Origin of the sequence: Lysinibacillus sp. JNUCC 51, assembly GCF_015999525.1 — a bacterium.
Taxonomy (GTDB): Bacteria; Bacillota; Bacilli; order Bacillales_A; family Planococcaceae; genus Lysinibacillus; species Lysinibacillus xylanilyticus.
This window is the reverse complement of the sequence record NZ_CP065545.1, coordinates 2,397,428-2,423,221: the sequence shown is the minus strand read 5'-3', so window position 1 is coordinate 2,423,221 and position 25,794 is coordinate 2,397,428. Positions and strand designations below refer to the sequence as shown.

Sequence of the window (25,794 nt, the reverse complement as noted above, 5' to 3'; positions counted from 1 at the left end):
TTTTTGCTTGAGAGGAGGTCTACACTTTGTCAGAACAAGAACGCTCCGGAGTTAAAGGAGTTAATATAACAAAAGAAATTGAAACATCCTTCCTCGATTATGCGATGAGTGTAATCGTTTCTCGTGCATTACCAGACGTACGAGATGGATTAAAGCCTGTACATCGCCGTATATTATATGGCATGCAAGAGCTAGGGAATACAGCAGATAAAGCGTACAAAAAATCAGCACGTATCGTTGGGGACGTAATGGGTAAATACCATCCACACGGTGACTCATCTATCTATGATGCAATGGTACGTATGGCGCAAGATTTCAGCTATCGTTATATGTTAGTCGATGGTCACGGTAACTTTGGATCTGTCGATGGCGACGGAGCGGCAGCGATGCGTTATACAGAATCACGTATGTCTCGTATTGCAATGGAAATGCTTCGCGATATTAATAAAGACACAATTGACTATACAGATAACTATGATGGTTCAGAAAAGGAACCTATTGTCCTTCCAAGTCGCTATCCGAACTTATTAGTAAATGGAGCGGCAGGAATTGCGGTTGGTATGGCGACAAATATTCCGCCACATCAACTTGGTGAAACGATAGATGCGGTAATTGCACTTTCAGAAAATCCTGCTATTACAACGGAAGAATTGATGGAAATTATCCCAGGACCTGATTTCCCAACTGGTGGATTAATTTTGGGACGTAGCGGCATTCGTCGTGCCTACGAGACAGGTCGTGGCTCTATCATTATTCGTGCAAAGGTAGAGATTGAACAGAAATCCAATGGTAAAGAAACAATTCTTATTCATGAATTACCATACCAAGTGAATAAAGCTAAGCTTATCGAAAAAATAGCAGAGCTTGTACGCGATAAAAAAATTGATGGTATTACAAACTTGCGTGATGAATCTGACCGACGTGGTATGCGAGTAGTCATTGAAGTTCGCAAAGATGCAAATGCTAATGTAGTTTTAAATAATTTATATAAACAAACAGCAATGCAGTCGAGCTTCGGTATTAATATGCTGTCATTAGTAAATGGTCAGCCTAAAGTAATGGGCTTAAAAGAAATGTTGCATCATTATTTAGAGCACCAAAAAGTTATTATCCGTCGTCGTACGGAATTTGACTTAAGGAAAGCAGAAGATCGTGCACACATTTTAGAGGGCTTACGTATTGCTCTTGATCATATCGACGAAATTATTGCTATTATCCGTGGTTCGCGAAGCGGTGATGAAGCGAAACCACAATTAATGGAGCGTTTCAATTTATCTGAACGTCAAGCACAGGCGATTTTAGATATGCGTTTAGTTCGTTTAAGTGGATTAGAGCGTGAAAAGATTGAAGCAGAATATCAAGAGCTTCAAATATTAATTGCAGAATTAAAAGCGATTTTAGCGGATGAGGCTAAAATTGTTGATATTATTCGTACTGAAATATTAGAACTAAAAGAACGCTTTAACGATAAACGACGTACTGAAATTACTTCTGGCGGTTTAGAAATGATTGAGGACGAGGATTTAATCCCAGTCGAAAATTCGGTTGTAACTTTAACGCATAATGGTTATATCAAACGTTTAGCTGCTAATACATATCGCAGTCAAAAACGTGGTGGTCGTGGTGTACAAGGAATGGGTACAAATGAAGATGACTTTGTTGAGCATCTTATGAATACATCTACACACGATACAATTTTGTTCTTCACTTCAAAAGGAAAAGTATTTAGAGCAAAAGGTTATGAGATTCCGGAGTTTGGTCGTACAGCGAAAGGATTACCGATTGTTAACTTACTCAATATTGAAAAAGGTGAGAAAGTAACAGCAATGATCCGTGTCGATTCATTTGATGAAGATGCATACTTTATCTTCACTACTAAAACAGGTATTACAAAGCGTACACCAGTATCTCAATTTGCTAACATCCGAACAAATGGCTTGATAGCTATAAGTTTACGAGAAGATGATGATCTCATTTCTGTTCGTTTAACAGATGGCGATAAACAAGTGATTATCGGTACTCGTGATGGAATGCTAGTACGCTTCCAAGAAGAGGATATTCGTTCAATGGGCCGTACTGCAGGTGGTGTACGAGGTATCAAACTACGTGATGGTGACGAAGTAGTTGGTATGGAAATTGTTGAACCAGGACAGGAAATTTTAGTTGTTACAGCAAAAGGTTACGGTAAACGTACTTCTGAAGAGGAATATCGTTTACAGAGCCGTGGCGGTGTAGGATTAAAAACAATTCAAATCACAGATAAGAACGGTCCAATGGTAGCTGTAAAAACTGTTGATGGTTCAGAAGATTTGATGCTTATTACAATTAACGGCATGCTAATCCGTATGGATGTGAATGATATCTCTTTAATTGGTCGTAGTACGCAGGGAGTTCGTTTAATTCGTTTAGGCGATGACGAGCTTGTTGCAACTGTAGCGAAGGTAGAAAAAGAAGAAGAGTCTAATGAAGAATCTAACGAAGAAAATGATCAAGTAGAAGAATAATAAAAGACCGATGACGACAGCTAATGTTGCCGTTCATCGGTTTTTTAGCATAAATCTTGAAAAATAAGTAATTATTTTGAATTCCATGATAAAATAAAAATTAACTATATTTAAGCAAGCGAAATAGTGAAGAGGAGTTAATTGCGTGGAAACTATACATGTCCCTATTTCAGAGTTACGCGTTGGAGAAGTAATTTCTGAAGATATTTTTGCTAATACAAGATATCCAATAATTTTTAAAAACACGATAATTTCCCATGAACATTTACAAGTTTTTTTTGCTTTTAATATTTCGAGAGTCCCAATTTATAAAGATGGTAAAGAGGCTCAATCAGAGATAAAAGAAGCAGAATTAGTCGTTCCAATAGAGGCTATTCCAACTTTTAAAAGGATTTATGACAATTCTATTGAACAATTCAAAAAAGAATTTAAAAATTGGGAAGCTGGGGCAAAGGTAGATATTACGAAAGCACGTAAAATCATTTTGCCATTATTAGAAATGGTTTTAGAAGATCGGACTATAATTTTTGATTTAAATGAGTATTCGAATCCCAAGGATTATTTGTACCATCATTGTGTAGCAACAGCATTGATTTCTTCAGTGATTGCACAAAAATTAGGCTATGACAAAGGAATTACAATTCAAGTTGCAATTGGAGGGTTATTAGCTGATTGTGGAATGGCAAAAGTTCATCCACGTATCCGCGATAAAAAAACAACCTTAACAGAGCAAGAGTTTGCTGAAATTTATAAGCATCCGATTTATAGCTATAACATGGTCAAAGATTTAACGATATTAAAAGATACAATAAAAGAGGCTATTTTTCAGCACCATGAGCGTTTAAATGGTAGTGGCTATCCGAAAGGGGAAAAAATCGCAAATATTTCTACTTTTGCTCAAATCATCGCTGTTGCAGATGTATTCCATGCAATGACCTGTGAGCGATTGTATAGAACAAAGCAATCTTCCTTTAAAGTCATAGAGATGATTAATGAATCTGAATTTGGAAAGTTTGATATTAAAGTAGTTCGTGCACTAATAGATATTGTTGCCGACCTTCCTATAGGAACAATAGTTGAACTATCTAATCTGGAACAAGGCGAAGTGATGTTTATAAATAAATTTGCACCAACCCGACCACTTATCAAATTAAGTCACTCTGGGGAGATATTTGATTTAGGGAAAAATCGTACTTTCTATATTTCACGTATTATAACGAATTTATAAAAATTGAAGGGCAACCGATTAACATCTTTCAGTAAATGTTTTCTGTAGCGAAAGTGACACGGCAGTTATAAATGTTTTCTGTACCGAAAGCGTAGCGACAGGTACAGAAGTTTCCTACCTCTATAGGTGGTGAGATGAATGCGGTTGTAAGTTAATTTTCAGCGGGTGTACAAACATCCGCTGAAATAGAGGAACTCAGTCTAAGCACGCCATGTCTAGTGGCAATGACTGAGTGACCAACTTCGTGCTGCTGACGCTGCGTTAGCACTACGCTTTCGCACAAAAAACATTTGCAGGCCAAAGCGCAAAGACGAATCCGAACGCAATTGTTCCGAGGCTAAATAAACTCTCTTAACATGGTGATATAGAAGGAGAATAATAGATTTTTATAAACTATTGATTTTTTTTGAGAAAGTGTTGACATAGTTTTAGATTCTTGATATTATTAATGAGTCGCCAAGAGGTGACGCTTAAAATAAAGTAATGAACCTTGAAAACTGAACAAGCAAAACGTAATCAATAAAGTTTTTAGTAGTTAACCTTGTGTTGGCGAACGAAACAAAATTTTGGACATCAAACATGATGCCAGCAAAACAATTTGAGCTAATCAAATTTCTTTTATGGAGAGTTTGATCCTGGCTCAGGACGAACGCTGGCGGCGTGCCTAATACATGCAAGTCGAGCGAACAGAGAAGGAGCTTGCTCCTTCGACGTTAGCGGCGGACGGGTGAGTAACACGTGGGCAACCTACCTTATAGTTTGGGATAACTCCGGGAAACCGGGGCTAATACCGAATAATCTATTTTACTTCATGGTGAAATACTGAAAGACGGCATCTCGCTGTCGCTATAAGATGGGCCCGCGGCGCATTAGCTAGTTGGTGAGGTAACGGCTCACCAAGGCGACGATGCGTAGCCGACCTGAGAGGGTGATCGGCCACACTGGGACTGAGACACGGCCCAGACTCCTACGGGAGGCAGCAGTAGGGAATCTTCCACAATGGGCGAAAGCCTGATGGAGCAACGCCGCGTGAGTGAAGAAGGTTTTCGGATCGTAAAACTCTGTTGTAAGGGAAGAACAAGTACAGTAGTAACTGGCTGTACCTTGACGGTACCTTATTAGAAAGCCACGGCTAACTACGTGCCAGCAGCCGCGGTAATACGTAGGTGGCAAGCGTTGTCCGGAATTATTGGGCGTAAAGCGCGCGCAGGCGGTCCTTTAAGTCTGATGTGAAAGCCCACGGCTCAACCGTGGAGGGTCATTGGAAACTGGGGGACTTGAGTGCAGAAGAGGAAAGTGGAATTCCAAGTGTAGCGGTGAAATGCGTAGAGATTTGGAGGAACACCAGTGGCGAAGGCGACTTTCTGGTCTGTAACTGACGCTGAGGCGCGAAAGCGTGGGGAGCAAACAGGATTAGATACCCTGGTAGTCCACGCCGTAAACGATGAGTGCTAAGTGTTAGGGGGTTTCCGCCCCTTAGTGCTGCAGTTAACGCATTAAGCACTCCGCCTGGGGAGTACGGTCGCAAGACTGAAACTCAAAGGAATTGACGGGGGCCCGCACAAGCGGTGGAGCATGTGGTTTAATTCGAAGCAACGCGAAGAACCTTACCAGGTCTTGACATCCCGTTGACCACTGTAGAGATATGGTTTTCCCTTCGGGGACAACGGTGACAGGTGGTGCATGGTTGTCGTCAGCTCGTGTCGTGAGATGTTGGGTTAAGTCCCGCAACGAGCGCAACCCTTGATCTTAGTTGCCATCATTTAGTTGGGCACTCTAAGGTGACTGCCGGTGACAAACCGGAGGAAGGTGGGGATGACGTCAAATCATCATGCCCCTTATGACCTGGGCTACACACGTGCTACAATGGACGATACAAACGGTTGCCAACTCGCGAGAGGGAGCTAATCCGATAAAGTCGTTCTCAGTTCGGATTGTAGGCTGCAACTCGCCTACATGAAGCCGGAATCGCTAGTAATCGCGGATCAGCATGCCGCGGTGAATACGTTCCCGGGCCTTGTACACACCGCCCGTCACACCACGAGAGTTTGTAACACCCGAAGTCGGTGGGGTAACCTTTTGGAGCCAGCCGCCGAAGGTGGGATAGATGATTGGGGTGAAGTCGTAACAAGGTAGCCGTATCGGAAGGTGCGGCTGGATCACCTCCTTTCTAAGGATATTTTCGGAATACAAACCTAGGGTTTGTAAGATTACGTTTTGCGTTCAGTTTTGAAGGTTTATAAATAATTATAAACTTCTAAGAGGGCCTATAGCTCAGCTGGTTAGAGCGCACGCCTGATAAGCGTGAGGTCGATGGTTCGAGTCCATTTAGGCCCACCATATATACCTCTTGGGGCCTTAGCTCAGCTGGGAGAGCGCCTGCCTTGCACGCAGGAGGTCAGCGGTTCGATCCCGCTAGGCTCCACCAATAATTTGTTCTTTGAAAACTGGATAAAACGACATTGAAATTGTAACAAACACATTTATTTTTTAAGTTTTTTTATAGGCTTAATAACTTGGTTAAGTTATTAAGGGCGCACGGCGAATGCCTTGGCACTAGGAGCCGATGAAGGACGGCACTAACACCGATATGCTTCGGGGAGCTGTAAGTGAGCTTTGATCCGGAGATTTCCGAATGGGGGAACCCACTACGTTTAATCGCGTAGTATCTTGACGTGAATACATAGCGTCTTGAAGGCAGACCCAGGGAACTGAAACATCTAAGTACCTGGAGGAAGAGAAAGAAAAATCGATTCCCTGAGTAGCGGCGAGCGAAACGGGAAGAGCCCAAACCAAGAGGCTTGCCTCTTGGGGTTGTAGGACACTCTATACGGAGTTACAAAAGAGCGAGTTAGATGAAGCGACTTGGAAAGGTCCGCCAGAGCAGGTAAAAGCCCTGTAGTCGAAAGTTCGTTCTCTCCTGAGTGGATCCTGAGTACGGCGGAACACGTGAAATTCCGTTGGAATCCGGGAGGACCATCTCCCAAGGCTAAATACTACCTAGTGACCGATAGTGAACCAGTACCGTGAGGGAAAGGTGAAAAGCACCCCGGGAGGGGAGTGAAAGAGATCCTGAAACCGTGTGCCTACAAGTAGTTAGAGCCCGTTAATGGGTGATAGCGTGCCTTTTGTAGAATGAACCGGCGAGTTACGATTACGTGCGAGGTTAAGCTTTAGAAGGCGGAGCCGCAGCGAAAGCGAGTCTGAATAGGGCGAAATAGTACGTGGTCGTAGACCCGAAACCAGGTGATCTACCCATGTCCAGGGTGAAGGTGAGGTAACACTTACTGGAGGCCCGAACCCACGCACGTTGAAAAGTGCGGGGATGAGGTGTGGGTAGCGGAGAAATTCCAATCGAACTTGGAGATAGCTGGTTCTCTCCGAAATAGCTTTAGGGCTAGCCTCGTGATGAGAATACTGGAGGTAGAGCACTGTTTGGACTAGGGGGCCATCCCGGTTTACCGAATTCAGACAAACTCCGAATGCCAGATATTTATACACGGGAGTCAGACTGCGAGTGATAAGATCCGTAGTCAAAAGGGAAACAGCCCAGACCACCAGCTAAGGTCCCAAAGTAATCGTTAAGTGGAAAAGGATGTGGCGTTGCACAGACAACCAGGATGTTGGCTTAGAAGCAGCCATCATTTAAAGAGTGCGTAATAGCTCACTGGTCGAGTGACGCTGCGCCGAAAATGTATCGGGGCTAAACGATTCACCGAAGCTGTGGATTGACATCTACGATGTCAGTGGTAGGAGAGCGTTCTAAGTGCGTTGAAGTCAGATCGGAAGGACTGGTGGAGCGCTTAGAAGTGAGAATGCCGGTATGAGTAGCGAAAGACGGGTGAGAATCCCGTCCACCGTATGACTAAGGTTTCCTGAGGAAGGCTCGTCCGCTCAGGGTTAGTCGGGACCTAAGCCGAGGCCGATAGGCGTAGGCGATGGACAACAGGTTGATATTCCTGTACCACCTCCTCACCGTTTGAGAAATGGGGGGACGCAGTAGGATAGGGTAAGCGCGCTGTTGGATATGCGCGTCCAAGCAGTAAGGCGTGTGTGTAGGCAAATCCGCACACTGTAACGTTGAGCTGTGATGGCGAGTCCGTATGGACGAAGTTCCTGATTTCACACTGCCAAGAAAAGCCTCTATCGAGGTGAGAGGTGCCCGTACCGCAAACCGACACAGGTAGTCGAGGAGAGAATCCTAAGGTGTGCGAGAGAACTCTCGTTAAGGAACTCGGCAAAATGACCCCGTAACTTCGGGAGAAGGGGTGCTCTTGAGCGTGCAAGCGCATGAGAGCCGCAGTGAATAGGCCCAGGCGACTGTTTAGCAAAAACACAGGTCTCTGCAAAACCGTAAGGTGACGTATAGGGGCTGACGCCTGCCCGGTGCTGGAAGGTTAAGAGGAGTGGTTAGCGCAAGCGAAGCTGCGAATTGAAGCCCCAGTAAACGGCGGCCGTAACTATAACGGTCCTAAGGTAGCGAAATTCCTTGTCGGGTAAGTTCCGACCCGCACGAAAGGCGTAACGATCTGGGCACTGTCTCAACGAGAGACTCGGTGAAATTATAGTACCTGTGAAGATGCAGGTTACCCGCGACAGGACGGAAAGACCCCGTGGAGCTTTACTGTAGCCTGATATTGAATTTTGGTACAACTTGTACAGGATAGGTAGGAGCCAGAGATCTCGGAGCGCCAGCTTCGAAGGAGGCGTCGGTGGGATACTACCCTGGTTGTATTGAAATTCTAACCCATGCCCCTTAGCGGGGCAGGAGACAGTGTCAGGCGGACAGTTTGACTGGGGCGGTCGCCTCCTAAAAGGTAACGGAGGCGCCCAAAGGTTCCCTCAGAATGGTTGGAAATCATTCGTAGAGTGTAAAGGCACAAGGGAGCTTGACTGCGAGACCTACAAGTCGAGCAGGGTCGAAAGACGGGCTTAGTGATCCGGTGGTTCCGCATGGAAGGGCCATCGCTCAACGGATAAAAGCTACCCCGGGGATAACAGGCTTATCTCCCCCAAGAGTCCACATCGACGGGGAGGTTTGGCACCTCGATGTCGGCTCATCGCATCCTGGGGCTGTAGTCGGTCCCAAGGGTTGGGCTGTTCGCCCATTAAAGCGGTACGCGAGCTGGGTTCAGAACGTCGTGAGACAGTTCGGTCCCTATCCGTCGTGGGCGTAGGAAATTTGAGAGGAGCTGTCCTTAGTACGAGAGGACCGGGATGGACACACCGCTGGTGTACCAGTTGTCTTGCCAAAGGCATCGCTGGGTAGCTATGTGTGGACGGGATAAGTGCTGAAAGCATCTAAGCATGAAGCCCCCCTCAAGATGAGATTTCCCATTACGCAAGTAAGTAAGATCCCTCAAAGACGATGAGGTAGATAGGTTCGAGGTGGAAGTGTGGTGACACATGGAGCTGACGAATACTAATCGATCGAGGACTTAACCAAAACGTTTGAAACAATCAATGCACCGTTTATCCAGTTTTGAAAGAATAATTCTTTCAATTAAATAAGTCTAGTGATGATGGCAAAGAGGTCACACCCGTTCCCATACCGAACACGGAAGTTAAGCTCTTTAGCGCCGATGGTAGTTGGGGGCTTCCCCCTGTGAGAGTAGGACGTCGCTAGGCAATGTAAACAGTCAGCTGAGTGCTGGCTGTTTTTTTATGTGCGCCCGGCATGCGTATGAACTATAGGGTGCAAGTCCCGAACCCTGAAGACAGAAGTAGAGGTTAGCCAAGAGCAAGGGTGTCCGTGGCGACGCGGAATCTGAAGGAAGCTGGAGGCAAAACACCGGTCCGAGGAACACGAACCTCATAGTAGGCTAGGTATGATTGGATGAGTTTGCATAACAACACAAAATCCTTTCTGTCGAAGGTCATATCGAGTAAATGAGGCGGATAGATGGTGTGAAAGTGCATACGCTTACCCGGGGAGGTCTGATGGAAACGTGAAGTACCCTTCATAACCTGCTTGATGACAAGTAGCTGAACCATCAGAAGTCAGCAGAGGTCATAGTACCGTTAACATGGGAAGGACCGAACCATGAAGGAGTGTGGAATAAACTCAAATTTCACTTATTCGATGAAGCAGACAATCCAAAGATGGACTTATTTAGTGGAAGAAATGGTGAATCCCATGGGAGACATTAAGAGGGCTGAGAATACAAGTGGCAAGGAGAGACCCAAAAGCACAACGAATAGGGAGATACAAAATCGCTGTTCGTCAGACTACATAGAACCGCCGTATACGAATCCGTAAGTACGGTGGTGTGAGAGGACGGGAGTTAATCGCTCCCTCCTACTCGATTGTTAACCGACAGAAGACTTACGTAAAGAGATGAGAAGGGTGTAGTCCAATGAGACAGGTCTTTTAACAAGTTGTTTAAAGCTGTTTTGTTTTGAATACGTACAATTCCGTCTACGTATTCAACTGATAGTAAACACCCTTCTACTTTTGTTGTTACGAATTCCATATTGCATCTCTTCTTAATGTTTTATTGTCTTACATTCTGTAAAGGGAGTATTGCACCCAAAGTAACAACCTAAATTAAAAAAGGTTAAAAAATGAAAAAAATTAATTTCTAATCTATTACTCTTTTTTTACACGTTTGTTTTACTGGGGCTTACGCTTATCGGTTAGTGATTACTTCTGATATACCTGTTTCATATGCAATAGATGAAGCCATTACTTTACCCGTACACATATTTATTTCTACATTGTTTTAATTTTGTGGCTCTCTAAATGTCATTCGTTACACTGTAATAGCTATATTAACGCTATTTACGGTGCTGAACATCTATCTTCTAGATACGGATGCGTAATATTTTAATGCTTCACATTCTCAAATAGCCATAGCATTTATATTGCACCCATTGTTAGTTATTTTGGTGAATATTTTTATGCAATTAAAAACAAGATCAACTGACTAGGTAGTGACCCCTTAAGATTGATTTTGTTTTTTTATAAAATTAAATGTTAAAAAAGGCTTCGCACTCATCTATTTAAAGAGCCATATCTTGACCCCTCTACAAAACGGCTATATAACGACATTTTACTGTAAATAAACTAAAAAGGTGAAGGACTACCCCTACACCCATAAAGGAACTGTTACATCTGGATCATCGGTAAGTTCTTGTCGAGCCCCTTCAAACCATTCAAAGCTCTCAGAAATAAAAAAGGATTAGGCTCTGTATAACAGTGCTTAATCCCTTTTTATTTAATAGATGGTATTCAAAGAGCTGTAGAAATTCGACATAAACCTGTATTTTTAGTTCTAATTGTTGTTACTAGTCCTTATAATATAAAGATTATTTGAAAAAGGAGAGGGAATTTTGTGGATTGATGGTGTTTTTTCTGGTGGTGGTTTGAAGGGGTTTGCGCTAGTTGGGGCGTATCAAGTACTAGAAGCTGAAAATTTTCGCTTTAAACGGGTAGCTGGAACGAGCGCTGGGGCAATATTAGCTGCTTTTATTGCTGCAGGATATAGCGGAAAAGAAATCCAAACTATGTTGGAAGAGTTGGATGTACCTTTATTACTAGATCCAAGGAAAACAATATTACCTTTCCCATTCATGAAGTGGGTTAATGTTTATCACCATTTAGGTTTATATAAAGGAAAAGCATTAGAAAAATGGTTTTTTCAGAAGTTGGCTGCAAAAGGCGTTTATACATTCGGAGATTTACCTAAAGATTCATTAAAATTAGTGGCTTCAGATTTAACAAATGGCAGAATGATAGTTTTACCAGATGATTTACAAAAATATCATATCGAAGCGAGGAATTTTTCTGTAGCAAGTGCTTTACGTATGAGTTGTGGTATACCTTTTTTCTTTGAACCTGTTACATTAAAAACAGGGAAAGGGGATTCAGTTATTGTAGACGGCGGCGTATTGAGTAATTTTCCGTTATGGGTATTTGATGATAGAGAGGGACGCAAAGTGCGACCGATTATAGGCCTTAAATTGAGTAGACGTAGAGAAGAACAACACCCACATGAAATTAAAAACGGATTAAATTTATTTGAAGCCTTATTTTCTACTATGAAAGATGCTCATGATGAAAGATATATTTCAAGACGGCATGAACGAGATATTATTTTTATTCCTGTTGATGATTATAGCGCCACACAATTTGATTTAGATGAAGAGACTAAAGAAACGCTTTTAGAAATAGGAAGAAACCGTACTATTCAATTTTTAAAATCATGGCCAAGGTTTAGGTTATGAAATCTTATAAAAAAAAGAATAAAACTATTGACGTTCTATAAAGTAGGTGGTATTATATAAAAGTTGCTGTTGAACATACAGCTAGAACAATATGAAAATAAAATAACTGTTTGACATTCTGTATGAAACATGTTATTATATAAAAGTTAGCTCTTAACAAAGAGATAACAATTGCAAATGAACCTTGAAAACTGAACAAGCAAAACGTAATCAATAAAGTTTTTAGTAGCTAACCTTGAGTTAGTGAACGAAACAAAATTTTGGACATCAAACATGATGCCAGCAAAACAATTTGAGCTAATCAAATTTCTTTTTATGGAGAGTTTGATCCTGGCTCAGGACGAACGCTGGCGGCGTGCCTAATACATGCAAGTCGAGCGAACAGAGAAGGAGCTTGCTCCTTTGACGTTAGCGGCGGACGGGTGAGTAACACGTGGGCAACCTACCTTATAGTTTGGGATAACTCCGGGAAACCGGGGCTAATACCGAATAATCTATTTTACTTCATGGTGAAATACTGAAAGACGGCATCTCGCTGTCGCTATAAGATGGGCCCGCGGCGCATTAGCTAGTTGGTGAGGTAACGGCTCACCAAGGCGACGATGCGTAGCCGACCTGAGAGGGTGATCGGCCACACTGGGACTGAGACACGGCCCAGACTCCTACGGGAGGCAGCAGTAGGGAATCTTCCACAATGGGCGAAAGCCTGATGGAGCAACGCCGCGTGAGTGAAGAAGGTTTTCGGATCGTAAAACTCTGTTGTAAGGGAAGAACAAGTACAGTAGTAACTGGCTGTACCTTGACGGTACCTTATTAGAAAGCCACGGCTAACTACGTGCCAGCAGCCGCGGTAATACGTAGGTGGCAAGCGTTGTCCGGAATTATTGGGCGTAAAGCGCGCGCAGGCGGTCCTTTAAGTCTGATGTGAAAGCCCACGGCTCAACCGTGGAGGGTCATTGGAAACTGGGGGACTTGAGTGCAGAAGAGGAAAGTGGAATTCCAAGTGTAGCGGTGAAATGCGTAGAGATTTGGAGGAACACCAGTGGCGAAGGCGACTTTCTGGTCTGTAACTGACGCTGAGGCGCGAAAGCGTGGGGAGCAAACAGGATTAGATACCCTGGTAGTCCACGCCGTAAACGATGAGTGCTAAGTGTTAGGGGGTTTCCGCCCCTTAGTGCTGCAGCTAACGCATTAAGCACTCCGCCTGGGGAGTACGGTCGCAAGACTGAAACTCAAAGGAATTGACGGGGGCCCGCACAAGCGGTGGAGCATGTGGTTTAATTCGAAGCAACGCGAAGAACCTTACCAGGTCTTGACATCCCGTTGACCACTGTAGAGATATGGTTTTCCCTTCGGGGACAACGGTGACAGGTGGTGCATGGTTGTCGTCAGCTCGTGTCGTGAGATGTTGGGTTAAGTCCCGCAACGAGCGCAACCCTTGATCTTAGTTGCCATCATTTAGTTGGGCACTCTAAGGTGACTGCCGGTGACAAACCGGAGGAAGGTGGGGATGACGTCAAATCATCATGCCCCTTATGACCTGGGCTACACACGTGCTACAATGGACGATACAAACGGTTGCCAACTCGCGAGAGGGAGCTAATCCGATAAAGTCGTTCTCAGTTCGGATTGTAGGCTGCAACTCGCCTACATGAAGCCGGAATCGCTAGTAATCGCGGATCAGCATGCCGCGGTGAATACGTTCCCGGGCCTTGTACACACCGCCCGTCACACCACGAGAGTTTGTAACACCCGAAGTCGGTGGGGTAACCTTTTGGAGCCAGCCGCCGAAGGTGGGATAGATGATTGGGGTGAAGTCGTAACAAGGTAGCCGTATCGGAAGGTGCGGCTGGATCACCTCCTTTCTAAGGATATTTTCGGAATACAAACCTAGGGTTTGTAAGATTACGTTTTGCGTTCAGTTTTGAAGGTTCATTCTTACGAATGAAATACTTCAAAACTTGTTCTTTGAAAACTGGATAAAACGACATTGAAATTGTAACAAACACATTTATTTTTTAAGTTTTTTTATAGGCTTAATAACTTGGTTAAGTTATTAAGGGCGCACGGCGAATGCCTTGGCACTAGGAGCCGATGAAGGACGGCACTAACACCGATATGCTTCGGGGAGCTGTAAGTGAGCTTTGATCCGGAGATTTCCGAATGGGGGAACCCACTACGTTTAATCGCGTAGTATCTTGACGTGAATACATAGCGTCTTGAAGGCAGACCCAGGGAACTGAAACATCTAAGTACCTGGAGGAAGAGAAAGAAAAATCGATTCCCTGAGTAGCGGCGAGCGAAACGGGAAGAGCCCAAACCAAGAGGCTTGCCTCTTGGGGTTGTAGGACACTCTATACGGAGTTACAAAAGAGCGAGTTAGATGAAGCGACTTGGAAAGGTCCGCCAGAGCAGGTAAAAGCCCTGTAGTCGAAAGTTCGTTCTCTCCTGAGTGGATCCTGAGTACGGCGGAACACGTGAAATTCCGTTGGAATCCGGGAGGACCATCTCCCAAGGCTAAATACTACCTAGTGACCGATAGTGAACCAGTACCGTGAGGGAAAGGTGAAAAGCACCCCGGGAGGGGAGTGAAAGAGATCCTGAAACCGTGTGCCTACAAGTAGTTAGAGCCCGTTAATGGGTGATAGCGTGCCTTTTGTAGAATGAACCGGCGAGTTACGATTACGTGCGAGGTTAAGCTTTAGAAGGCGGAGCCGCAGCGAAAGCGAGTCTGAATAGGGCGAAATAGTACGTGGTCGTAGACCCGAAACCAGGTGATCTACCCATGTCCAGGGTGAAGGTGAGGTAACACTTACTGGAGGCCCGAACCCACGCACGTTGAAAAGTGCGGGGATGAGGTGTGGGTAGCGGAGAAATTCCAATCGAACTTGGAGATAGCTGGTTCTCTCCGAAATAGCTTTAGGGCTAGCCTCGTGATGAGAATACTGGAGGTAGAGCACTGTTTGGACTAGGGGGCCATCCCGGTTTACCGAATTCAGACAAACTCCGAATGCCAGATATTTATACACGGGAGTCAGACTGCGAGTGATAAGATCCGTAGTCAAAAGGGAAACAGCCCAGACCACCAGCTAAGGTCCCAAAGTAATCGTTAAGTGGAAAAGGATGTGGCGTTGCACAGACAACCAGGATGTTGGCTTAGAAGCAGCCATCATTTAAAGAGTGCGTAATAGCTCACTGGTCGAGTGACGCTGCGCCGAAAATGTATCGGGGCTAAACGATTCACCGAAGCTGTGGATTGACATCTACGATGTCAGTGGTAGGAGAGCGTTCTAAGTGCGTTGAAGTCAGATCGGAAGGACTGGTGGAGCGCTTAGAAGTGAGAATGCCGGTATGAGTAGCGAAAGACGGGTGAGAATCCCGTCCACCGTATGACTAAGGTTTCCTGAGGAAGGCTCGTCCGCTCAGGGTTAGTCGGGACCTAAGCCGAGGCCGATAGGCGTAGGCGATGGACAACAGGTTGATATTCCTGTACCACCTCCTCACCGTTTGAGAAATGGGGGGACGCAGTAGGATAGGGTAAGCGCGCTGTTGGATATGCGCGTCCAAGCAGTAAGGCGTGTGTGTAGGCAAATCCGCACACTGTAACGTTGAGCTGTGATGGCGAGTCCGTATGGACGAAGTTCCTGATTTCACACTGCCAAGAAAAGCCTCTATCGAGGTGAGAGGTGCCCGTACCGCAAACCGACACAGGTAGTCGAGGAGAGAATCCTAAGGTGTGCGAGAGAACTCTCGTTAAGGAACTCGGCAAAATGACCCCGTAACTTCGGGAGAAGGGGTGCTCTTGAGCGTGCAAGCGCATGAGAGCCGCAGTGAATAGGCCCAGGCGACTGTTTAGCAAAAACACAGGTCTCTGCAAAACCGTAAGGTGACGTATAGGGGCTGACGCCTGCCCGGTGCTGGAAGGTTAAGAGGAGTGGTTAGCGCAAGCGAAGCTGCGAATTGAAGCCCCAGTAAACGGCGGCCGTAACTATAACGGTCCTAAGGTAGCGAAATTCCTTGTCGGGTAAGTTCCGACCCGCACGAAAGGCGTAACGATCTGGGCACTGTCTCAACGAGAGACTCGGTGAAATTATAGTACCTGTGAAGATGCAGGTTACCCGCGACAGGACGGAAAGACCCCGTGGAGCTTTACTGTAGCCTGATATTGAATTTTGGTACAACTTGTACAGGATAGGTAGGAGCCAGAGATCTCGGAGCGCCAGCTTCGAAGGAGGCGTCGGTGGGATACTACCCTGGTTGTATTGAAATTCTAACCCATGCCCCTTAGCGGGGCAGGAGACAGTGTCAGGCGGACAGTTTGACTGGGGCGGTCGCCTCCTAAAAGGTAACGGAGGCGCCCAAAGGTTCCCTCAGAATGGTTGGAAATCATTCGTAGAGTGTAAAGGCACAAGGGAGCTTGACTGCGAGACCTACAAGTCGAGCAGGGTCGAAAGACGGGCTTAGTGATCCGGTGGTTCCGCATGGAAGGGCCATCGCTCAACGGATAAAAGCTACCCCGGGGATAACAGGCTTATCTCCCCCAAGAGTCCACATCGACGGGGAGGTTTGGCACCTCGATGTCGGCTCATCGCATCCTGGGGCTGTAGTCGGTCCCAAGGGTTGGGCTGTTCGCCCATTAAAGCGGTACGCGAGCTGGGTTCAGAACGTCGTGAGACAGTTCGGTCCCTATCCGTCGTGGGCGTAGGAAATTTGAGAGGAGCTGTCCTTAGTACGAGAGGACCGGGATGGACACACCGCTGGTGTACCAGTTGTCTTGCCAAAGGCATCGCTGGGTAGCTATGTGTGGACGGGATAAGTGCTGAAAGCATCTAAGCATGAAGCCCCCCTCAAGATGAGATTTCCCATTACGCAAGTAAGTAAGATCCCTCAAAGACGATGAGGTAGATAGGTTCGAGGTGGAAGTGTGGTGACACATGGAGCTGACGAATACTAATCGATCGAGGACTTAACCAAAACGTTTGAAACAATCAATGCACCGTTTATCCAGTTTTGAAAGAATAATTCTTTCAATTAAATAAGTCTAGTGATGATGGCAAAGAGGTCACACCCGTTCCCATACCGAACACGGAAGTTAAGCTCTTTAGCGCCGATGGTAGTTGGGGGCTTCCCCCTGTGAGAGTAGGACGTCGCTAGGCAATGTAAACAGTCAGCTGAGTGCTGGCTGTTTTTTTTTATGAAAAACCTTAATAATTAATCAATAATTCAACAAAACTTGCTTAAAATAAGACAGAGCTTAACTAACATTTATATTAAATGTAGAAGAAATTAAAAAAAAGGCTATATTTTTCTTAGTGTAAAAAAGAGCGAAAAGACTATCAGTGTTGTCATCCTGAAAAATCTGAATTGTCTTTCTTTTATAAGTTTCTTGACAGTAGCTTAGCACGTTGTTAATCTTACAATTAATATTCTTTTAACTATAGGAGGACGTTACGAAAATGTGGGAAACTAAATTTGCCAAAGAAGGTCTAACTTTTGATGATGTATTATTAGTACCAGCGCACTCAGAAGTATTACCGAAAGATGTTGATTTATCAGTTCAACTAACACCGAAGATTAAATTAAATATTCCAATGGTCAGCGCAGGCATGGATACAGTTACAGAATCTAAAATGGCAATTGCTATGGCACGTCAAGGCGGTATCGGTATTATCCATAAGAACATGTCGATCGATGAGCAAGCTGAGCAAGTAGAAAAAGTAAAACGTTCTGAAAATGGTGTTATTACAAACCCATTCTTCTTAACTCCGACTCACCAAGTTTTCGATGCTGAGCATTTAATGGGCAAATACAGAATTTCTGGTGTACCAATTGTTGATAGCATGGAAAACCAAAAATTAGTAGGGATCATTACAAACCGCGACTTACGTTTCATTTCTGACTATTCTTTAAAAATTGAAGATGTAATGACAAAAGAAGATTTAATTACAGCTCCTGTTGGAACGACTCTAGAGGATGCTGAAAAGATTCTTCAACAATATAAAATCGAAAAGTTACCAATTGTAGATGAAGAAGGTAAACTAACTGGATTAATTACAATTAAGGATATTGAGAAGGTAATTGAGTTTCCTAACGCTGCAAAAGACGTCCATGGCCGTTTATTAGTAGGGGCAGCAGTTGGTGTTTCAAAAGATACGATGATACGTATTGAAAAGCTTGTTGAAGCACAAGTAGACATCGTAGTAATCGATACAGCTCACGGTCATTCTGAAGGTGTATTACAAACAATTCGCTCTATCCGTGAATCTTATCCAGAGCTTGAAATTATCGCTGGTAACGTGGCAACTGCTGAAGGTGCCCGCGCATTATTTGAAGCTGGAGCAGATGTAGTGAAAGTTGGTATTGGCCCAGGATCTATTTGTACTACTCGTGTCGTAGCAGGTGTAGGTGTACCACAAATTACAGCTGTTTACGATTGTGCAACAGTAGCTCGTGAGCTTGGTAAAGCAATAATTGCTGATGGAGGCATTAAATACTCAGGAGACATCGTTAAAGCTCTAGCAGCTGGTGGTAACGTTGTAATGCTTGGTTCACTTCTTGCAGGTACTTCTGAATCTCCTGGTGAAACTGAAATCTTCCAAGGTCGTCGCTTCAAGGTTTACCGTGGTATGGGTTCAATTGGAGCTATGGAAAAAGGTTCAAAAGATCGTTACTTCCAAGAGGATGCAAAAAAATTAGTACCTGAGGGTATTGAAGGTCGTCTTCCATACAAAGGACCACTAGCAGATACAATTTATCAACTAATCGGTGGTGTTCGTGCAGGTATGGGTTACTGCGGTTCAGCAAACCTTGAGTTCTTACGTGAAAATGCTCAATTTGTTCGTATGACAGGTGCAGGTCTACGTGAATCACATCCACATGATGTACAAATCACAAAAGAATCACCAAACTATTCGATGTAATATATTACTAGCAACTTTTATGCTCTCGAATCGTCTACAAAGATGACACGAGAGCATTTTTTTATACTAGAGATTGCGCACGGACGTGACTATATATGATAAAATGTCGAGGACTAGATTATTTTTTTGGAGGGCTTTAAAGGTGAAAAAGACAATGAACACTGTCATTCGCTTACTCCTAATTCCTGTTTTGTTATTTAGTGTTTTAGCAGGTATTCCAGCGAAGGCAAATGCAGAAACAGATTTAGGACTACATGTGGATGCTGCAATTTTAATTGACGCAGATTCAGGAAAAATTTTATATGAACAAAATGCTGATACTGCACTAGGTATCGCGAGTATGACAAAAATGATGACTGAATATCTGTTATTAGATGCAATTGATGCAGGTACAGTTAAATGGGATCAGGAATATCACGTAACTGATTATACGTATAAATTATCCCAAAACCGTGCGTTAAGTAATGTACCATTGCGTAGAGATGGATCATACACAATTCGTGAATTATATGAGGCGATGGCAATTTACTCTGCAAATGCTGCAACAGTAGCTATTGCAGAAACAGTTGCTGGTTCTGAAACTGAGTTTATTAAACTAATGAATAAAAAAGCAGAAGAGCTTGGTCTTAAAGATTATAAATTCGTGAATTCTACTGGTCTTAACAATGCAGATCTGTTTGGTATGCAGCCAGCTGGTACTGGACCAAGTGATGAAAACGTAATGCCTGCAAAATCTGTAGCTAAATTAGCATATCATTTACTAAAAGATCATCCAGACGTATTAAAAACTTCTAAAATTGCAAAAAAGACGTTCCGTGAAGGTACAGAAGATGCCATTAAAATGGAGAACTGGAACTTTATGTTGCCAGGATTGGTGTTCCAATATGAAGGCGTTGACGGATTAAAAACAGGTACAACAGACTTTGCTGGACATTGCTTTACAGGTACAGCAGAGCGCAATGGTACACGTTTAATTTCTGTTGTTATGAAGGCTGTAGATACAAAGGGAGAGGGCTCAAGAAAAGCACGCTTCGATGAAACAGCTAAATTGCTTAACTATGGTTTCTCACAATTCTCGAAACAAGAAATTATTCCAGCAAACTATACGATTAAAGGTCAAGAATCAGTAAAAGTTACGAAAGGTAAAGAAAACAAAGTAGCGATTGCTGTTAAAGAACCAGTTTCAATTATGGTCAAGTCATCTGAGAAAGATTTATATAAACCTAAACTAGTTTTAGATAAAAAGAGTCTTGAAGCAGAGGTTAAGAAGGATACAGTTGTCGGGAAGTTAGTTCTTGAACGCTCAGAGGGCACAGATTACGGTTTTATTGACGGTAAGGACCTTAAAGCCGACGTTGTTACAACAGAGGCTGTGGAGCGCGCTAGCGGTATCTCATTATTCTTCCAAGGTGTTGGTAGCTTCTTCGGAAACTTATGGAGCGGCATTACTGACTTTGTTGGTGGCTTATTTTAATTCTTTCACGAAAGAAGTTAAAGCCGATTCCGGACGCAATTATGCCGAGGCATAATTGATTAATAATTTAAGCCAAAAGGACACGTAGATGTTTTAAAACATCTCGTGTTCTTTTTCACATTTTTCCGCCTTACTGCATACGCTATTAGGCGAAAGGATGTGGCTAAATGTGTGGCATTACAGGATGGGCTAGCTTTCGAAAGGATTTAAGAACAACTAATGGAATTCTAAAGTTAATGACGCAAACGTTAAATAAACGAGGGCCAGATGATGAAAATATTTGGTGTAGTGAGCATATTGCATTTGGCCATCGTCGGCTAGCCGTCATAGATTTAATCGGTGGGAAGCAACCGATGAAGAAAGAACATGATGGTGCAAACTATGTCATTACATATAATGGCGAGCTTTATAATACAGAAGAATTAAGGAAAGAGCTGCAAAATCGAGGGCATATTTTTACAACACATTCAGATACGGAAGTATTATTAACTGCTTATATTGAATGGAAAGAGCAGTGTGTTGAATTTTTAAATGGAATTTTCGCTTTTGGTATATGGGATGAACAATCACAGTCTCTGTTTTTATGCCGAGACCGGCTAGGTGTAAAGCCTTTATTTTACACAGAACAACAAGACGGCTTACTTTTTGCATCTGAAGTGAAAGCATTGTTAGCTCATCCATTGATTAAACCAACCGTTAATACCGAAGGACTTGCAAATATTATGGCTGTAGGACCGTCTAGAACGCCCGGAAAGTCACCTTTTCAGAATATTAGTGAGCTACGTCCAGGATACGCAATGCGTTTCTCTAGAGAGGGTATACGAGTTTGGCAGTATTGGCAGTTACAGAGTAAACATCATGAGGAGTCATTAGAAGAGACGATTGATCATGTCCGTTTTTTACTAACGGATGCTATTGAACGACAGCTTGTTTCAGATGTACCAATCTGTACATTTCTTTCAGGAGGATTAGATTCCAGCATTATTACGGGCATTGCTGCAAACATGTTTCAGCAACAAAATAAAGGCAAACTCCATACGTACTCTATAGACTACGAGGATAATGAACGTTTTTTTAATCCACATGCTTTTCAAACATCAACAGATACGTATTGGATTCAAAAAATGACAGATACCTTTAGTACAACTCACCAAGCGGAGGAAATTTCCCAACAGCAATTGATCGATTTCTTAATAGAATCTGTCATCGTTAGAGATTCACCAGGGATGGCAGATGTAGATTCATCGTTATTATGGTTTTGCCGAGAAATTAAAAAGGATTTTACCGTTGCGCTATCAGGTGAATGTGCGGATGAAATTTTCGGTGGTTATCCATGGTTTACAGAAACGACTACAGGTTTTCCATGGATTCGTTCATTGTCTGAAAGATCAACAATGTTACAAGAGCGATGGCGTAAGAAATTAAAAGTTGAATCATATGCACAACAGGCTTATTCACAAACAATTGCTGAAGTACCATATCTTGAAGGAGAGAGTATTGAAGAAGTAAGGCAGCGTGAAATGTTTTATTTGAACATGGTATGGTTTATGCAAACATTGCTGGAACGAAAAGACCGTATGAGCATGGGGGCGAGTCTTGAAGTCCGTGTTCCATTTGCAGATCATCGTCTTGTGGAATACACGTGGAATATTCCTTGGGAAATGAAAAATTTAGACGGTATGGAAAAGGGTTTACTTCGTAAGGCCATGCAACATTTATTGCCAGATGAAGTATTATATCGGAAAAAGAATCCGTATCCTAAAACTTATCATCCAGTTTATACAGCAGGCGTTCAAAAATGGCTAAGAGAAATAATGGAGGACAAAAATTCAATTCTTCATGAATTATTTGAACGCCAGAAGCTAATAGAGCTAGTTGAATCGGGTGGCAGTTCTTTCAAAGTTCCTTGGTATGGACAATTAATGGCAGGTCCACAGCTTTTAGCTTATTTGGGTCAAATTCATACATGGTTTGATCTTTATAATATCCAGCTGATTGAATCATAATATCAATTTCGCCTTGGCGTAATTGTTGCTGTCGCTTCGCTATCGCACAGAAACCTTTGTTGCTGTCGCTTCGCTATCGACACAAAAACATTTTGCTGAATGAGATAAAAGAAACAAGAAACACCAATCAACCTTTTAACGTGAGGTTGATTGGTGTTTTTTCTGTATATCCCAACAGTTCATTAGCTTTTCGATAGAAGGTTCAATTTCATGTACAGGTATGCCTCCAAAACCTAGTAAAAATTGAGCTTGTGAGGGCGCTGAGTGATCCAGGCGATAATCAGATAGTGGATAGATTCTGATTTCCGCATTGGAAGCAAGGTGTTGTAATTGCTTTTCAGACAAAGAATGTTGTACATCGAGTAAAATATGCATTCCTGCTTGCTCACCAGTGATATTAATTTGATTAGAATAGTTTTCTAAAATAGAAGTAAGTTTTTCATGCTTTTTTCGATAAATCTTCCTCATTCGATTTAAATGCTTTGCAAAATGGCCGTCACGCATAAAATTAGCTACGATATGTTGATCGAAACGAGGTACTGTTGATGAATAGTAATTAAATACATCATTATAAGTAGCAAGTAGTTTTGGAGGAAGTACAAAATAAGCAACGCGCAAGGACGGCATTAATGATTTTGTAAATGTACTCATATAAATTACTTTATCATTTCGATCTAATGCGTGAAGTGCAGGAATTGGTTTTCCAGTATAACGAAATTCGGAATCGTAATCATCTTCAATAATGTATCGAGAGGGACTTTGTGCTGCCCAATTTAAAGCCTGTGCACGTCTTGTAGCCGATAAAACTGCTCCTGTAGGGAATTGGTGTGATGGCGTGATATAAACAACATCAGCGCTAGTTTTTTCGAGCTCATGAATGACAATTCCTTCATCATCGACTGCAATTGGATAAACTTTTCGTTTATGCTGGGAAAACATACGATGCACAGCTGGATATCCTGGGTTTTCAAGCGCAAAGCAAGTATCGTCACTAAAGAGGCGCAAAATCATTGGTAGAAGTTGTTCTGTTCCTGAACCGATGACAATTTGCTCGGGACTACAAACAACCCCGCGTGATTGAAATAAATAATTAGCAATCTCTGTTCGTAAAGATAGTTCTCCCTGAGGCTCACCTGTTAGTAATAATTCCTTTGAGGCATCATCAAAGAGCTCTTTTGCGTATTTCCGCCATGTTTGAAAAGGAAAGGCATCAATATCGATAGAACCAGGGTTAAAATCTATCTTGTACGATTTTTTCTTAGGTTGTTCGTTTAAGGAAGTTACTATGTCCTGCTGAATATACGGAAGCTCGTCAATCTCCTCTACAAAATAACCGATACGAGATTTAGACATAATATAGCCTTCAGCAAGTAGCTGTGCATATGCAATTTCAATAGTTGTTTGAGAAATATTCAAAAAATCGGATAATTTTCTTTTTGATGGTAATTTTTCTCCTACTGCTATTTTCTTTGTAATAATAGCTTCTTTAATTCCGCTATAAAGCTGATCATAGAGCGGCTTTTCACCATTTTTTTCTAGTTGAAATAATAGCATGTCCATGTGCATTAATTCTCCTGACCTTATGATTATTTTATAAACTGGATATTTTTATATGGTCAATTTCAATTATACTAAATTTCATCATAAAGGTGGAGGTTAGAAATCATGAATCAAACAGGTACAGAATTAGTTAAGCGTGGGATGGCGGAAATGCAAAAGGGTGGCGTCATTATGGATGTTATTAATGCAGAACAGGCGAAAATTGCGGAGGCAGCAGGAGCTGTAGCTGTCATGGCATTAGAACGAGTACCTTCAGACATTCGCAAGGCAGGTGGTGTTGCACGTATGGCTGATCCTCGTATTGTCGAGGAGGTTATGGGGGCTGTATCCATTCCTGTAATGGCTAAAGCACGTATTGGACATATTGTAGAAGCAAGAGTGCTAGAAGCGATGGGTGTCGATTATATTGATGAAAGTGAAGTATTAACTCCAGCAGATGAAGAATATCATTTATTAAAAAGTGACTACAAAGTGCCCTTTGTTTGTGGGTGTCGTGATTTAGGTGAAGCTGCTCGACGCATAGGTGAGGGGGCTTCTATGTTACGAACTAAAGGGGAACCAGGGACTGGTAATATTGTTGAGGCAGTTCGCCATATTCGTAAAGTGAATGCGCAAGTACGTAAGGTAGTTGGTATGACAGAGGATGAAATAATGACAGAGGCTAAATTGCTTGGTGCTCCTTTTGAATTATTAAGAGAAATTAAGCGTCTTGGTCGTTTACCAGTAGTGAATTTTGCGGCAGGTGGAGTTGCCACGCCAGCTGATGCAGCATTAATGATGGAGCTTGGAGCAGACGGTGTATTTGTTGGTTCTGGTATTTTTAAATCGGAGAACCCAGAGAAATTTGCTCGTGCTATTGTTGAGGCTACTACGCATTATAAGGACTACAAGTTAATTGCTGAAATTTCCAAAGAGCTAGGTGTTCCGATGAAAGGCATTGATATTGCACAGCTTAGTCAAAATGAACGTATGCAAGAGCGAGGGTGGTAAGATGAAGCGAATCGGTGTTTTAGCATTACAGGGAGCAGTACGAGAGCATGTACAAATGTTAGAGTCTCTCGGATGCGAAGCGGTCTTAGTAAAACAAAGAGCTGATTTAGAGGATCTTGATGGACTTGTCTTGCCTGGTGGAGAAAGCACGACGATGAGGAAATTGCTGAATCGCTATGAGCTATTGGAGCCAATCCGCACACTTGCAAAGCAAGATTTACCGATGTTTGGAACATGTGCAGGATTGATTTTATTAGCAAAGGAATTAGTGGATTATGAATCACATTTAGCTGTAATGGATGTGGTAGTTGCACGGAATTCTTATGGACGTCAGGTAGACAGCTTCGAAGTGAAGCTCGACATACCGGAAATAGGTGCTGCCATTCCGGCTGTCTTTATACGTGCGCCACATATTGTTTCCGTAGGTGAAGGTGTTAAAATATTAGCAGAGCATGAAGGGAAAATCGTGTTAGCGAGGGACGGCCATTTCTTAGGCTGTTCCTTCCATCCTGAATTAACATCAGACGCACGTATTCTTGAATATTTTGTATCTTCTATGGTATGACTTGCAAAATCTCACCTCATATAGTACAGTATGGATAAAATTTAAATAACTGAACACGATGATGGGAAGTAGTAGCAGGCACGTTTTTTTTAGAGAGTCAGCGGGTGGTGGAAGCTGATAAAAGCACTTGTGAATCCGTCCTGGAGTTGCGCAGTCGAAGTTAATGAAGTAGGCTGTCGCCGGCTGAAATGCCGTTATGAGATAAGTGGATTAGACAAAGTATAAAGTGTCTAGTCAATTAGGGTGGCAACGCGGGTAGCTCTCGTCCCTTTTGGGGATGAGGGCTTTTTTGTGTTTTTACTAAATATTTTCCCATCATTA

10 protein-coding genes, 2 tRNA genes, 6 rRNA genes and 1 other annotated feature are annotated in these 25,794 nt (G+C 43.0%); of the genes, 16 read left to right on the top strand and 2 right to left on the bottom strand.

All coding sequences use genetic code 11. The features are described 5' to 3' along the window. Positions 1-26: 26 nt before the first annotated feature. From gyrA to rrf (JNUCC51_RS11585), 7 genes are all read left to right on the top strand, one after another. Complete coding sequence (gyrA, locus tag JNUCC51_RS11615; RefSeq protein WP_337992069.1) at positions 27-2,504, top strand: DNA gyrase subunit A; 2,478 nt, start codon at positions 27-29, stop codon at positions 2,502-2,504. A 145-nt stretch (positions 2,505-2,649) separates the two neighbouring features. Continuing rightward, a complete protein-coding gene (locus JNUCC51_RS11610; protein ID WP_337992068.1) occupies positions 2,650-3,732 on the top strand; it encodes an HD-GYP domain-containing protein in 1,083 nt (360 codons plus the stop codon). A 617-nt stretch (positions 3,733-4,349) separates the two neighbouring features. Then, a 16S ribosomal RNA gene (locus JNUCC51_RS11605) occupies positions 4,350-5,902 on the top strand. 93 nt (positions 5,903-5,995) lie between these two features. Then, a tRNA-Ile gene (locus JNUCC51_RS11600) sits at positions 5,996-6,072 on the top strand. A 12-nt stretch (positions 6,073-6,084) separates the two neighbouring features. Further along, a tRNA-Ala gene (locus JNUCC51_RS11595) sits at positions 6,085-6,160 on the top strand. A gap of 90 nt (positions 6,161-6,250) precedes the next feature. Then, positions 6,251-9,178, top strand: a 23S ribosomal RNA gene (locus JNUCC51_RS11590). Between the two features lie 66 nt (positions 9,179-9,244). After that, positions 9,245-9,360 (top strand): 5S ribosomal RNA (rrf, locus tag JNUCC51_RS11585). The 16S, 23S and 5S rRNA genes sit together here with 2 tRNA genes alongside, the layout of an rRNA operon. Before the next feature lie 656 nt (positions 9,361-10,016). Here the strand turns inward: rrf (JNUCC51_RS11585) and JNUCC51_RS11580 are convergent. After that, complete coding sequence (locus tag JNUCC51_RS11580) at positions 10,017-10,205, bottom strand: hypothetical protein (protein WP_337992067.1); 189 nt, start codon at positions 10,203-10,205, stop codon at positions 10,017-10,019. 859 nt (positions 10,206-11,064) lie between these two features. Between JNUCC51_RS11580 and JNUCC51_RS11575 the strand changes: the two genes are divergently transcribed. From JNUCC51_RS11575 to asnB, 7 genes are all read left to right on the top strand, one after another. Next, entirely contained in the window at positions 11,065-11,958 is an 894-nt protein-coding gene (locus JNUCC51_RS11575) for a patatin-like phospholipase family protein (RefSeq protein WP_337992066.1), read from the top strand. A gap of 312 nt (positions 11,959-12,270) precedes the next feature. After that, positions 12,271-13,823 (top strand): 16S ribosomal RNA (locus JNUCC51_RS11570). Positions 13,824-14,004: 181 nt separating this feature from the next. Continuing rightward, positions 14,005-16,932, top strand: a 23S ribosomal RNA gene (locus JNUCC51_RS11565). Between the two features lie 66 nt (positions 16,933-16,998). After that, positions 16,999-17,114 (top strand): 5S ribosomal RNA (gene rrf / locus JNUCC51_RS11560). 300 nt (positions 17,115-17,414) lie between these two features. Then, positions 17,415-18,878, top strand: coding sequence for an IMP dehydrogenase (gene guaB, locus JNUCC51_RS11555; protein WP_337992065.1), 1,464 nt, complete (start codon positions 17,415-17,417; stop codon positions 18,876-18,878). A 142-nt stretch (positions 18,879-19,020) separates the two neighbouring features. Next, positions 19,021-20,352 (top strand): D-alanyl-D-alanine carboxypeptidase family protein, encoded by a 1,332-nt coding sequence (locus JNUCC51_RS11550; RefSeq protein ID WP_337992064.1) that lies wholly within the window; start codon positions 19,021-19,023, stop codon positions 20,350-20,352. A 167-nt stretch (positions 20,353-20,519) separates the two neighbouring features. After that, entirely contained in the window at positions 20,520-22,358 is a 1,839-nt protein-coding gene (asnB, locus tag JNUCC51_RS11545; RefSeq protein WP_337992063.1) for an asparagine synthase (glutamine-hydrolyzing), read from the top strand. 135 nt (positions 22,359-22,493) lie between these two features. Here asnB and pdxR read toward each other — a convergent pair whose 3' ends face one another. Beyond that, the gene (gene pdxR / locus JNUCC51_RS11540; protein ID WP_337992062.1) at positions 22,494-23,918 is read right to left on the bottom strand and encodes a MocR-like pyridoxine biosynthesis transcription factor PdxR; all 1,425 of its coding nucleotides are present in this window, start codon (positions 23,916-23,918) and stop codon (positions 22,494-22,496) included. A 105-nt stretch (positions 23,919-24,023) separates the two neighbouring features. On the opposite strand from pdxR, the gene pdxS reads away from it, so the two are divergent. Both pdxS and pdxT read left to right on the top strand, forming a co-directional pair. Next, a complete protein-coding gene (gene pdxS / locus JNUCC51_RS11535; RefSeq protein ID WP_337992061.1) occupies positions 24,024-24,908 on the top strand; it encodes a pyridoxal 5'-phosphate synthase lyase subunit PdxS in 885 nt (294 codons plus the stop codon). 1 nt (position 24,909) lies between these two features. Continuing rightward, the gene (gene pdxT, locus JNUCC51_RS11530; RefSeq protein WP_337992060.1) at positions 24,910-25,473 is read left to right on the top strand and encodes a pyridoxal 5'-phosphate synthase glutaminase subunit PdxT; all 564 of its coding nucleotides are present in this window, start codon (positions 24,910-24,912) and stop codon (positions 25,471-25,473) included. A 49-nt stretch (positions 25,474-25,522) separates the two neighbouring features. Beyond that, positions 25,523-25,746, top strand: a binding site (T-box leader). The last annotated feature ends 48 nt before the right edge of the window (positions 25,747-25,794 follow it).